General features: G+C 64.3%; 11 protein-coding genes. 7 read left to right on the forward strand and 4 right to left on the reverse strand.

Going from position 1 to position 12,968, the window contains the following annotated elements; genetic code table 11:
* Window positions 1-678: 678 nt before the first annotated feature.
* The 4 genes from ACYCTF_RS12810 to ACYCTF_RS12825 form a co-directional block, all read right to left on the reverse strand.
* Window positions 679-1,302: an SPOR domain-containing protein gene (locus ACYCTF_RS12810; protein WP_461284985.1), complete on the reverse strand. Its 624-nt coding sequence runs from the start codon at window positions 1,300-1,302 to the stop codon at window positions 679-681.
* Window positions 1,303-3,036 (reverse strand): arginine--tRNA ligase, encoded by a 1,734-nt coding sequence (gene argS / locus ACYCTF_RS12815; protein WP_461284986.1) that lies wholly within the window; start codon window positions 3,034-3,036, stop codon window positions 1,303-1,305.
* Between the two features lie 80 nt (window positions 3,037-3,116).
* Window positions 3,117-3,740, reverse strand: a complete 624-nt coding sequence (locus tag ACYCTF_RS12820) for a hypothetical protein (protein WP_461284987.1) — start codon at window positions 3,738-3,740, stop codon at window positions 3,117-3,119.
* A 1-nt stretch (window position 3,741) separates the two neighbouring features.
* Window positions 3,742-6,153, reverse strand: a complete 2,412-nt coding sequence (locus tag ACYCTF_RS12825; protein ID WP_461284988.1) for a penicillin-binding protein 1A — start codon at window positions 6,151-6,153, stop codon at window positions 3,742-3,744.
* A 149-nt stretch (window positions 6,154-6,302) separates the two neighbouring features.
* Here ACYCTF_RS12825 and ACYCTF_RS12830 point away from each other — a divergent pair, with 149 nt between their 5' ends.
* From ACYCTF_RS12830 to aroB, 7 genes are all read left to right on the forward strand, one after another.
* Window positions 6,303-7,367, forward strand: coding sequence for a pilus assembly protein PilM (locus tag ACYCTF_RS12830; RefSeq protein WP_461284989.1), 1,065 nt, complete (start codon window positions 6,303-6,305; stop codon window positions 7,365-7,367).
* Window positions 7,364-7,939 (forward strand): PilN domain-containing protein, encoded by a 576-nt coding sequence (locus tag ACYCTF_RS12835; RefSeq protein WP_461284990.1) that lies wholly within the window; start codon window positions 7,364-7,366, stop codon window positions 7,937-7,939. Before ACYCTF_RS12830 ends, ACYCTF_RS12835 begins: the two co-directional genes overlap by 4 nt.
* A gap of 2 nt (window positions 7,940-7,941) precedes the next feature.
* Window positions 7,942-8,544, forward strand: a complete 603-nt coding sequence (locus tag ACYCTF_RS12840; RefSeq protein WP_461284991.1) for a type IV pilus inner membrane component PilO — start codon at window positions 7,942-7,944, stop codon at window positions 8,542-8,544.
* Window positions 8,545-8,546: 2 nt separating this feature from the next.
* Window positions 8,547-9,038, forward strand: a complete 492-nt coding sequence (locus ACYCTF_RS12845) for a pilus assembly protein PilP (RefSeq protein ID WP_461284992.1) — start codon at window positions 8,547-8,549, stop codon at window positions 9,036-9,038.
* Window positions 9,039-9,053: 15 nt separating this feature from the next.
* Window positions 9,054-11,606 (forward strand): type IV pilus secretin PilQ, encoded by a 2,553-nt coding sequence (gene pilQ / locus ACYCTF_RS12850; RefSeq protein ID WP_461284993.1) that lies wholly within the window; start codon window positions 9,054-9,056, stop codon window positions 11,604-11,606.
* 31 nt (window positions 11,607-11,637) lie between these two features.
* Entirely contained in the window at window positions 11,638-12,180 is a 543-nt protein-coding gene (locus ACYCTF_RS12855) for a shikimate kinase (RefSeq protein ID WP_461284994.1), read from the forward strand.
* Window positions 12,161-12,968 (forward strand): 3-dehydroquinate synthase (gene aroB, locus ACYCTF_RS12860; RefSeq protein WP_461284995.1); only part of this gene is annotated, 808 nt, incomplete at its 3' end. The genes ACYCTF_RS12855 and aroB, both read left to right, overlap by 20 nt.

The following is a 12,968-nucleotide window of genomic DNA, read 5'->3' on the forward strand; positions in this document are numbered from 1 at the left end:
GTCCCGTTGAAGTAGCTCCCGTGCACACCCGGTCAGCGTTAGGCCTGAGAGCGATGGGATCGCTAACAGAGAATGGCGGCCGCCTTCGGTGCCGTGGAATCGGGCGAATCATAGGCATCTTTTTTCGGTAATGCAATTTGATTTTTCATCTATGGGCAAAATTATTGCCAAGCCTCCGTCATTTGGCCCGATTTTGGCGCCCATCCGCGCCCGCGCAGGCGGTCCGGCCGCCCGCCTGTGGATGGACGGCAAGAAGGGTGGCGGGGCGCGCCCGAGGCCTGGAGCCGCCCTGCGCGGCACCGGGGAGGCCCGTGAGACGTCCCCGCAGGTCAGGGTCGAGCGGACTTTGGATCGAAAGTGCGACCGATTTCGGGACAGCGCGGCCCCGTCGTACGCCCCGGGCGGTGCGAGGCGGCCGCCTACGCGTCGCTTACCGGAGTCCGAAGCCGCCGGTCGCCCGACTCAGGTGCCGCCGTTCGTTCGCAGCCCATATTCGGGGCTTGCCGCGGGCGCAAGTCAGTTCGTGGCGCCGGGTCGCCGATAAACTTTTCGATGGGCATAGGAGTGTCATGTGCTCTGGGGCGTGTACTGGCGTTCCGGGCCGTGGCCGCTTCAAAGGGGTCTTTGTGGGGGGTGTGCCCGGTTTGTGTCGCCTTTCGCTGAAGCGCCCAATGCTAACTAGTTGCCGCGCGCCTCGCGTAGCAGGATCGGCTTCAATCCGAGCCGCGCAAGAACCGCGCGCGCAGGGGCGATCGCGGGCTTCCGGAGGGGGCCCAGGCGGACCCGATAAAAGGATCCGCGACCACGGATACTGACCTTCTCGATATAGGACCCGAGGCCGCGCAGCGCGAGTTCGGCGCGCAGTCGGCTCGCGTCGGCTCGGTCCGGGAACGAGGCGGCTTGCAGGAGGAAACGGCCGCTCACGACGCGCGGGTGATTTGTTGCGAGACTGTGCGCGTGCGGCTCGCTCGCCTTCGCCGCGGGGGCGGTTCGGGCCCGGTGCGCCGTGCGGGGTTGGCTACGCATCGCCGGCAGGATGGTGTAGAAGTCGAACTGGGTCGCGGCCGGCAGGCCGGGGGCAGGCCCCTTGGGCTTGGGCGCCGCGGGCGGTTTCAGGGCGGCGGGTGCGTGCGCGGGCGCGGGCTTCACGTGCGGTATCGTCGCACGCTTTTCGGCGGTCTTCGCCTTGTGGTGCGCAACCAAGAGGCCAAGCCCCAGGCCGATTGCGAGAGTGATTACCCCGATGATCCAGGGCTTGGCGTCGCCGGATCGCGATGCGGACGGCCTGCGTCTCGTGGCCATTTACATGCTCTCGGGGGCGCTTACGCCGAGCAGCGCAAGCCCGTTGGCGAGGACTTGGCGGGCGGCGGCGATCAAGGCCAGACGGGCATCGCGTAGCGGCGCATCGACGCTCAGGAAGGCCTGCGCGTTGTAGTAGGCATGTAGGTCGCCCGCGAGTTCGCGCAGATAGTAGGCGACCTGATGGGGCTCGCGATCGCGCGCCGCCTCCTCTATGACCTCCGCGAAGCGTCCGAGGGTGCGCTCGAGCACGCGTTCTTCGGGCGCATCGAGCAGCGTGAGGTCCGCAGAGGCGAGGTCCGGGCGCGGCAGGCCGCGTTCATCAATCTGGCGAAACACGCTGCAGACCCGCGCGTGGGCGTACTGCACGTAGTACACGGGATTGTCGTTGGACTGCGACTTGGCGAGATCGAGGTCGAAGTCCATGTGCTGCTCGCTTTTGCGGAGCACATAGAAAAAGCGCGCGGCATCATTGCCGACCTCGGCGCGCAGCTCCCGCAGTGTGACGAAATCGCCGCTACGCGTGGACATTTGGGCGCGTTGTCCGCCGCGATAGAGGATCGCAAACTGCACGAGCAGGACCTGCAGGCGCTCCGGGTCTTGCCCAAGCGCGGCCAGCGCCCCTTTGACGCGCGGCACATAGCCGTGATGGTCAGCGCCCCAGATATCGATCAGCGTCGTGAAGCCGCGTTCGCATTTCTCGAGATGGTAGGCGATATCCGATGCGAAATAGGTGGTCACGCCGTTTTCCCGCACGACCACCCGATCCTTTTCGTCGCCGTAACGTGTGGCCCGAAACCACAGGGCGCCACCTTCCTCGTAGAGACTATCGCTCGACCGCAGAAGCGCGAGGGCGCGGTCCACGGCTCCGCTTTCCATGAGGCTCCGTTCCGAGTACCAGCGGTCATAATGCACCCCGAAGGCCGCCAGATCGTCCTTGATGTCGGCCTGCATGGCGTCCAGGCCGAAGCTGTGCACGGTCCGGTATTGGGTCCCCAGGGCCTCTTTCAGGCGCGTGATCCACATATCCATGAGCGCATCGGCGTCGACATCGGGATTGCCGATCAGGATATCGGCCACCGGGTGGCGCAGGCTGTCGCCTGCCGTCGCGCGCAGCGCGCGGGCGATGTCGGCCACATAGCGGCCGCGGTAGCCCGTGTCCGGGAAGGTGATCTGCTCACCCCCGACCTCCATGTACCGCAGCCAGACGCTCAGGGCGAGGATATCCATCTGCCGTCCGGCGTCGTTTACGTAGTACTCGCGTTCGACGTCGTAGCCCGCGTACGCGAGCAGGCGGCCGAGCGAGTCGCCATAGGCCGCGCCGCGGCCATGCCCGACATGAAGCGGCCCGTTGGGGTTGGCGGACACGAACTCGAGGAGGATCTTGCCGGGGCGCGCCGCAAGCCGCCCGTAGTTCGCGTGCTCGCGCAGGATGGCGCGTACGATGTCATGAAACGCCGATTCGGCCACGAAGACATTCAAGAAACCGGGCCCGGCAATCTCGATGCGCTCGATCAGGGGCGATGCGCCGAGCGCGGCCTTCAGTTCCTCCGCCAGGACGCGTGGCGGCCGCCCGGCCGCCTTGGCGGCCGTGAGCGCGAAATTGGTCGAAAAGTCGCCATGCCCCCCCTGACGCGGGCGCGCCATTTCAGGGGCTGGCAGCCCGGCGGGCAGACGCCCTGCTGCTACGAGGGCCGACACGGTGTCTTGGAAGAGGGTGGCTAGCGCGTATTTCACGTCGTGATCCTGTCAGGAGTAGCGGCATCTTATCAGAGGCGCGACGGCGCGGCGCAAGACTGCGCGGGTTTCGTCACGCATCACGGCGCGAGCAGCGCCTCGACTTCTCGCATCCCGGCCCTGTGCATGGGGTGGCCATCCACCGGCGAGACCGGCAGCTCGCGGATCGCCTCGGGACTGAAGACATAGAGAGTGAAAGGGGTGTCGCCCGCGACGAACCGGAAAACCGGAACGGCTACCGTGCGGTCGTCGTTGTAGCGCAGCCGCCGCTCTTCCATGGCGAAGGGGATTTCGTGGCTATCCAGGAACAGGCCCACCTCTTCGGGCGCGGCGGCGGCCAGATGGAGCTGGATCTCGGGAAAGCGCGTGACCGCACCGCTCAAGACCTCGCCCACGAGTCTCGGCGAAAACTCGCGCAGCAGTGTCATGGCCTCCAGGGCGGTGGCGCGCAGCCTGCGCACGACCGTCTGCGTGTCTTTTTGGAAGAGCTCGAGGTGCAGCTTCAGGGCCGCCTCGATCTCGGCGTTACCCGGCCAGTTCTTATCCTCCGGCAGGCTGAGCCGGTGGGCGGCCTTGCGCTTTGCGCTCTGGAAGTCGCGGACCCCTTCTTCGGCCATGATCCGCGCCGCCTCGACCACGATCTTCTGCCGCGCGGTCGCCACGGCCCGGCCACGTGGGTTGGCGCCCCGCGTACGGCGTCCCATGTCAAAACAGTCCGCTACTACGGACGCTTTGGGTGGGCTGGGGTCCCGTCGAGGGGCTGTGCCGCCCGCCCTTCTTGGGGACCGTCCCTTTGATGAAGTATTCGCGCATGGCAGCCGGGTTAGTCTTGCTACAGGGTAATCCCGTGTCCCGATTAATGGTCGCCGTAACGATACCGCGCGGCTTTACGAACGGGGTATCCGGCGTCCCTGCCAGGGCCGCGCCCATATATTGGACCCAGATCGGGAGGGCGGCGTGCGCGCCGACCTCGTAATGGCCGAGTGACTTCGGCACCGGGAAGCCCACCCAGACGGTGGTCTCCAGGGTGGGACTGAAGCCCGAGAACCACGCGTTGCGCTCGTGGTTCGATGTCCCGGTCTTGCCCGCCAGATCCACGCGCTTGAGCGCGAGCGCCAGCTGTCCGGTGCCCGAGCGGATCACGCTTTGCATCATGCTGGTCATGATGTAGGCGTTCTGCGGGCTGATGGCCTGCACCGCGAAATGCGGCGTCCCGACGATGGGCGCGGCCATATCCGACGCGGGGGGAACGACCAGGGGCTTGGCGCGCCATAGGGTCTTGCCGCGCTCGTCTACGATCTTGCGGATGAAGTAGGGCCGTATCCTGAAACCCCCGTTCGCGAACACCGTATAGCCGCGCGCCATTTCGAGGGGCGTCAGGGTGGCGCTGCCGAGCACCAGCGAGAGACTGTGCGGGAGCTGGGAGGCACGGAACCCGAAGCGTTCCGCATAGCGTATGGCGTAGCCTATCCCGATGGCGCGCAGGATGCGGATCGAAACCAGGTTGATCGACTGGGCGAGCCCCACGCGCATGCGCGTGAGACCCCGGAAGTGTTCTGAAAAATTGTGTGGCCGCCAAAGCTCGCCGTGGGCGCCGCTCAAGGCCACGATGGGCGCGCCGCTAAAGAGGCTCGCCGCCGTATAGCCCTTGGCGATGGCCGCCGAGTACACAAAGGGCTTGAAGCTCGAACCCGGCTGACGATAGGCCTGTGTGGCGTTGTTGAAGTTGTCGGAATAGAAGTCGAAGCCGCCCACCAGCGCCGCCACCGACCCATCGTCCGGGCGCAAGGAGACGAGTGCCGCATAGGGTTTCGGGATCTGCGCCAAGGCCCATTGCCCGGGGGCTACGTGCTGCAGGTAGATCACATCGCCCACCTTCAGGATGTCACTCGCCTGCTTGGGCGCGGGTCCCTCGGCGTTGACGTTGATGAAGGGTGCCGCCCATGACAGGCCCGACCACCCGATCTGCACGCTGCGCCGGTCCAGGTCGTAGGCCTGCACGGAATGGTAGCCGACGGTCGTGACGATGGCCGGAATAAGGCCGCCCACCGTCGTGTAGTGGCGCAGGTCGCGGTTCAGGCGATGCGGGGAGGTCTGCGCATCGATTGCCACGGTGGCAGTCGGCCCGTAATAGCCGTGACGGTGGCTGTAGGCGATCAGCCCGTCTTCGACCGCCTGGTCGGCGGCCTTCTGTTCGTGCGCCCCGATCGTGGTGTAAACACGATAGCCGCCATCGTAGGTCTTCTTTTTCCCGAAGTGCTTGACCATATACTCGCGCACCATCTCGGCCACATAGGGCGCGCGCACATGGTAGTGGATCATATGGAGTCGCGCGGCGACCGGTGACGTGTCGGCCTGCGTGTACTGCGCCTGGGTGATGTCGCCCAAAGCCAGCATGCGACCGAGCACATAGTGGCGACGGGCCTGGGCGTTATGCGGGTGGTCTATCGGATTATCCAGCGAGGGGGCCTGGGGGAGCCCGGCGAGCATCGCGAGTTGTGCGATATCGAGCTTTTCGAGGGGTTTCCCGTAATAGACGTGGGCGGCGGCTTCGAAGCCGTAGGCATGGTTGCCGAGAAAGATCTTGTTCAGGTAGAGCGTGAGGATCTGGTTTTTGGTCAGTTCGCGCGCGATCTTGAACGACAGCAGGACCTCTTTGATCTTGCGCGTGAAGGTCTTGTGCGGACTCAGAAAGTAATTGCGCGCGACCTGCATGGTGATCGTGCTCGCGCCCTGGGCCTTGCGCCCCGTCACGATATCGACCCACGCGGCCCGGAAAATCCCCAGCAGGTCTATCCCGGGATTGGTATAAAAGGACCGGTCTTCGGCCGCCAGCACCGCTTGCACCAGGAGCGGAGGGACCTGCTTCAGGGTCACGGGCATGCGTTCCTCGTTGCCGAATTGAGCGACGAGCGCACCGTGGCGCGTCAACACCTGCAAAGGGGCCTTAAGGCGCTTGCGGGTGATATTGTGGACCGCGGGCAATGTCGGTGCGAGCACGAGCGAGGTCACCGTTGCCACGAGGACTCCGGCGGCAAAGAGCCCGAAGAAGACGAGTAGCAATCGGAACCCGATCCGGCGTTTCAGGGAGCCGCCGGGCGTAGATGAAGAGGCCATAATCTCTCAGTCAGCAGGGTAGCGTCCAGTATACGGGCAAACGCGAGAACGCCAAAGCATTGGCATACCGCCAATCCCTGATCTATAGTTCATGGCAGCTCATCTAAAGAGCGACCTACCGGGCATAAGTTCCGGAAAAAGGGAGGAAATTGGGTCTCTTTAACCGCAAAAAACCGCCGCTCGTCGGCCTGGATATCAGCACCTCGTCGGTGAAAGTCCTGGAATTGAGCCGTAACCAGAACCAATATCGCGTGGAGCGCTATGCCGTGGAGCCCATGCCGCAGAACGCCGTGGTTGAGCGGGCTATCGCCGATGTCGAACAGGTCGGCGCCACTGTGGGCCGCGCCATGAAGCGCTGCGGAACCAAATTGAAGCATGTCGCCGTGTCGGTTCCGGCGAGTCAGGCGATCACCAAACTGGTACGGATGTCGGCGGCCCTCACTGAGTCGGAGCTCCAGACCCAAATCGAGATGGAGGCCGAGCATTACATCCCCTACCCCTTGAATGAAGTGAATCTCGACTTCCAGGTCGTGGGTCCTGCTGAAGACAATGCCGAGGAGGTCGAGGTCTTGATCGCGGCGTGTCGCAAGGAGGTAGTCGACGATTACCTGGCGGTCATACAGTCCCACGGATATCAGCCGGTCATTGTCGATCTCGAGACCTACGCGATGGAGAACGCCTACGGCCTGATGGCCGAGCACATGGCGGGGGGCGGTCTGGAAAAGGTCGTCGCCGTCTATGATATCGGCGCCACGAGCATGACCCTGAATGTCATGTACAGCAATCGCTCCATCTACAGCCGATCGCATAGCTTTGGGGGTCGTCAGCTGACCGAGGAGATCCAGCGGCGCTACGGGCTGTCCTATGAGGAGGCGGGGCTCGCCAAGAAGCAGGGGGGCTTGCCCGAAAACTATCAACCCGAGGTGTTGAAGCCCTTTCTGGAGGCCTTGTGTCAGGAGGTCGTGCGCTCCCTGCAGTTTTTTTATGCGACGAGCCCCTTTAATAAGGTCGACCTGATCCTGCTCGCCGGCGGCTGTGCGCAGATACCGGGCGTGGACAAGCTCGTCACGAGCCGCGTGGGCGCGCCGGCGGCGATCGCCAACCCCTTTGTGGGCATGACCTTGGCCTCACGCGTCAAGCCCCAGCTCTTCGCCAACGAGACGCCCTCCCTCATGGTGGGTTGCGGGCTCGCGCTTCGGAGTTTCGATCCATGATGCGGCTCAATCTTCTGCCCTGGCGCGAGCAGCGCCGCAAGGAGCAAGACCAGGGCCTGATACGGCAAGCGGCCATCGCCTGGGTGGGTGTTCTGGTCGTGCTTTTCTATGTCCACATGCAGCTCGGCGACTTCGTGTCCCGCCAGCAGGCGCGCAACAGCTATCTGCAACAGCAGATGGCGCTCATGGCCTCCAAGATCCACAAGATCGCGATGATCAAGAAGGCCCGCGCGGCCTTGCTTGCGCGCATGCATGTCATCCAGCAACTCCAGATGGACCGCATGCTGATCGTGCATAGCTTCAATAGCTTGGCGCGCGATGTCCCTCCGGGGGTCTATCTCACGTCGCTCGCCCAGTCCGCGCAGGCATTCACGATCTCGGGCGTCGCCCAGTCGAACGAGCGGGTCTCGCAGTTCATGCGCAACCTCGCGGGCTCGCCGTGGTTCACTAATCCGGTGCTGGACGTGATCACCGTGAAAAGGGTGGGGGATGCGCACCTGAGCTACTTTACGTTGACCGCGCAAGGGAAGGGCATGGCGCCCGCCAAGAAACCCATCGCGGGGAGGAGATAGCCGTGGATTGGCGGCAGACGATCGAAGACCTGAAGAGTGTCGACCTGAACAACCTGTCGGCATCGCCGTACTCGGTGAAGGTCGTCGGGGTGGGCCTGTCGTGCCTCCTCTTATTGGGTCTCGGCTACTGGTTTTTCATAAGCGGCCAGATAAAGACCTACGACAACCTGAGGGTGCAGGAGAAGGCGCTGAAGCAGCAGTTCCTTCAGCAGAAGATGGAGGCGGCGCAGCTGCCGGCCTACGAAGAGCAGATGCGTAAGATGAAGGTCGAGTTCGGGGGCTTGCTGGAGGAATTGCCGAATACGACCCACATGCCGGAGTTCGTGACCGAAGTTACCCAGGCGGGCAAGAGCAGCGGCCTGCAGTTCGCGCTCTTCAAGCCGGAGAAGGAAGTGCCCAAGGACTTCTACGCGGAGCTGCCGATAGCGCTGACCGTGGGGGGGACCTATGAGCAGTTGGGCCATTTCGTGGGCGATATCGCCGCGCTGCCGCGCATCGTGACGCTCGCCAACGTCAAGGTTACGGTCAAGCACGGCGATTACCTGGCCATGTCCGTGACCGCCAAGACCTATCGCTATTTAAAGCACCGGTATATAAAGAAATGACCATGCGTAGACAGATCATGATCGTCGCGTGCGCGTTGCTTGCCGGATGCTCGGGCGGCGGGGGGATGACGCGGCTACAGCAGTTCGTGGCGACCGCTGATGCCGGATATCGGCCTCCGGTGAAGCCGGTCCCGAAGATCCCGGCTCCGCGCATCGTGGCCTTCGACATGCATCACTTCGTTGACCCGTTCGAGCCCTTCGCCATGCGCTTACCCGGCCGCGGGCCCAACCCCAACCAGCACATCCCCAAGGGCCCGCTCCAGCACTTCCCATTGGATGCCATCACGATGGTCGGGACGCTCTCGGCCGGCCCCCAACTCTGGGCCCTGGTGAGGACGCCCGACCACGCGACGCATCGCGTCCAGGTCGGGACCTATATGGGTGAGCACTACGGAAGGATCGTGCGTATAACGCCGCGCAAGATCCATCTCGTGGAAACCGTTGCCGGACCGACGGGCTGGGTCAAGCAGCCCGTCACCATAGCTATCAAGTAATAAGGGAGCCCTACCATGATTAGAACAAAGCTCGCCGCCATCGCCTTCGCGATCTCCGCGTTCGCCGTGGCCGGGGCCGCAACGCTCACGGGGCTTACCTGGAGCACGAACGCCGGCCGCCCCGCGCTGCGGCTTGTGATCGCAGGCCATGCGCGCGGCAGACTCGTGGTCAAGCGGCACGGGCGGCTCCTGCGCATCGAGCTGCGTCACACCGCGCTCGGGACCCATGTGCGGGATCTTGCGGGTTCCGGCACGGTCAAGGGGGTCTACCCTTATCTGGCCGATCATGGTCGTGGGGTGGATGTCGACGTGCTGTTGACCCGCCGCGGACGCATGCATCTGCTGCGCGCGTCCTATGGTTATCAGGCGGTGCTGGGCGGTGTAACGAATGTCGGCGCCACGCGGGCCTTGGCCCGGGTCCCAACCCCGACTCCAACGAAGGCCCAGGCGCCCGCGCAGCCGGGCCTGAACGTCTTGAACAAATTGAGCTATTTCGCATTTCCGGGCAACAGGATCGAGATCCACCTGGCCACCGCGAAGCGGCCCGAGTCCCCGTCGGCCTTTGTGCTCACCAAGCCCGCCATGGTCGTCCTCGACATACCCAAGACGACCATCAAGTCGACCGTGAGCGAGCTGCGGGTCGGCGCCGGTGACGTGCGCAGTGTGGCGGCGGTACAGGCCAATGGCATGACGCGTGTCGTGATCCGGCTTGTAAGTCCCGCGGCCTTTCGCGCCTTCGTGCGGCCGCATGCCGTCGACGTGATCATCGCAAGCCCCAACACCCAGATCGCCGAGGCGGCGGTTGCCATGCCGAAGACGCCCGTGTTGCCGCCTAGCGCCAATCACAGGCCGCGCTACACCCTGCGCGCCATCACCTTTCATCGCGGACGCGACGGCGCGGGTAAGGTCGCGGTCAAGTTATCGAGTTCGAACGTGGCGGTGAGCGTCCATAACCGCGGCCACCACATCGTGCTGACGTTTCACGATACCGCAGTCCCCAAGGCCGAGCAGCGCCGACTCGTGGTCACCGACTTCGCGACCCCGATCGACACCATACGGACTTTCCAGGACGGGCGCGCGACGCGCATGGTCTTGCACGCGTACGGCCATTACACGCAGATGGGCTTTCAGTCGCAGCGCACTTTCCTCATGCGCGTGACCCCGGTCTCGGAGCGCGCCTACCACGCTGCAGAGCGTGCGAAGAACAAATATGCGAGCCGCAAGATCTCGCTGAATTTCCAGCACATCGGGGTGCGCGCGGCGCTGCAGGTTCTCGCCAATTTCAGCGGCCTGAATTTCGTCACGAGCAACGCCGTGCACGGCTCCCTCACCCTAGAGCTGCATGACGTTCCGTGGAAACAGGCCTTGCACCTCATTTTGCGGACCAAGAACCTCGGCATGGAGCGCAAGGGCAACATTATCCTCGTGGCCCCCGCCGCGCAGATGGCCGCAGAGCGTCAGGCGCGCCTGAAGGCGCGCGCCCAGGCTCGCACACTCGAGCCCTTGGAGACGGTCTTGATTCGTATGAACTATGCCAAGGCCTCGGACATCGCGGCACTCCTCAAGTCTACGCGCACGGTGGGCGGTACGACGCACAATATGCCGTTTAGTTCGGTGAGCTACAGCAAGCAGACCACGGAGTCCACATCACTGTTGTCGAAGCGCGGCCAGGTGACCGTGGATAAGCGCACGAATTCCTTGATCGTCCAGGACACGCCCTCGCGCATCCGTGCCATACGCAGGCTCATCGCCAAACTCGACCGGCCGGTGCGCCAGGTGCTGATCGAGGCGCGCTTGGTGGAGGCCAACGACGGTTTCAACAAGAGCCTGGGTGCCCAGCTCGGCCTCAATTACTCCTATAGCACGCCGTCCACCTCAGTCTCGAGCTGTCCGGCGGCGCAGTGCGCGGGTTCCGGCCAGTCGACGGCCCCGGGCATGCCGCCTACCACGGCGGGCACGCTGTCGAGCACGAGCCTTGGGGCATTCAACGTCAACCTGCCGTCGGTGGGTGTCGGTCAATCCTTGCCCGCGACCTTCGCGCTCACCGTCGCCAAGCTCGCCAACAACAACCTGTTGAACCTCGAGCTCTCGGCCTTGCAGGCGGAAAACAAGGGCAAGATCATATCGAGCCCGCGCCTCATCACAGCCAACGATCGCAAGGCCGACATCAAGCAAGGCGAGGAGCAGTTCTTCAATCTGGGGTTCGGTCAGAGCATGCTCCAGCAGGCGGTCCTGGGTCTGTCGGTGACGCCACAGATCACGCCTGACAACCGCATCATCATGACCGTGAAGATCACGGATAACAGCTTCGCAAACGCGGTCGCCGGGACCTTGGACGAGAAGAGTCTGAAGACCCAGGTGCTGGTCAACAACGGGCAGACGGTCGTGATCGGCGGGATCTACCAGAATAGCCGGCTGCGGACCGTCACCAAGGTCCCCTTCTTGGGCAATATCCCGGTCCTGGGCTATCTGTTCCGGAACACCTCGGTTGCCAACACCCGTTCGGAGCTGCTCATCTTCCTCACGCCCCGCATCCTGGCGCCGTCGCTGTCTCTGCAATCAGGTTGATTTATCGCCCTCATGCTGGCATAACGCCCGCATGAGGGCTTTGGAAGCGGGCATTTTTCTGGTGGGCCCCATGGGGGCCGGCAAGTCCACGATCGGACGGTGTCTCGCCGACCGCCTGGGGCGCGTCTTTTGCGATAGCGATCACGAGATCGAGCGACGCACTGGGGCGAGCGTGCCCTTGATCTTCGCTGTGGAAGGCGAGGCCGGATTCCGGCGCTGGGAGGCGCTCGTCCTCGAGGATCTGGTGGCAAGGCCGAATGTCGTCCTCGCGACCGGCGGCGGCGCGGTACTTGCCCCCCACAACCGCGAACTCCTGAAGGCGCATGGCACCACGGTCTACCTCCACGCCGACCCGCACACCCTATGGGAGCGTGTGCGCCGGGATCGACATCGCCCCCTTTTACAGACCGAGGACCCGGAGGCGCGGGTCGCGGCGCTCTTGCGGGAGCGCGAGCCGATCTATCGCGAGGTCGCCGACCTCATCGTGGATACCGATCGCAGGCCGCCGCATGTGGCGGCGCGGGTCATCGCCTGCGGATTAAAGAGGATAAGCCGTGTCGACCATGACGCTTGATCTCCCGGGTGGGGGTTATCCCATCCATATCGGCGCAGGACTGCTGGCGCGCGCCGACCTCTTGCGGGCGCCGGTGTCCGGGGGGCGGGTTGCGATCATCACCAATGAGGTTGTGGCGCCGTTGTACCTTGCGCGCCTGCGCGAGGCCTTGGTGGCCTTCGACCCCACGGTCGTGGTCCTGCCCGACGGTGAACCGCAGAAGGCGCTCGGGACCATCGACCGCATCGTAGGCGACCTGCTCGGGCGCCGCTGCGACCGCGCCACGACGATCTTTGCCTTGGGGGGTGGCGTCGTCGGCGATATCGCAGGCTTTGCGGCCGCGGTCTACCAGCGCGGCGTGCCCTTCGTCCAGGTGCCGACTACTCTGTTGTCGCAGGTCGATTCCTCGGTGGGCGGCAAGACGGGTGTGAATCACGCGCTGGGCAAGAACATGATCGGCTGCTTCTATCAACCGCAGGCAGTCATCATCGACACGGCGACACTATCGACGCTCCCCGACCGCGAGCTTTCCGCGGGCCTGGCCGAAGTCATAAAGTACGGGGCCATAGGCAACCCCGCCTTCTTCGCGTGGCTCGAGCAGAACATGGACGCGCTTATGCGGCGCGACTCCGCATCGCTTGCCTATGCCATCGAGACCTCGTGCCGGGACAAAGCGCGCGTGGTCATGGCCGACGAGCGCGAGGCCGGGGTGCGGGCCTTGCTCAACTTCGGTCACACCTTCGGACACGCCATCGAGGGCGCCATGGGTTACGGCCGCTGGCTGCATTGCGAGGCGGTCGGGGCCGGCA

This window comes from Acidiferrobacter sp. (assembly GCF_054609335.1).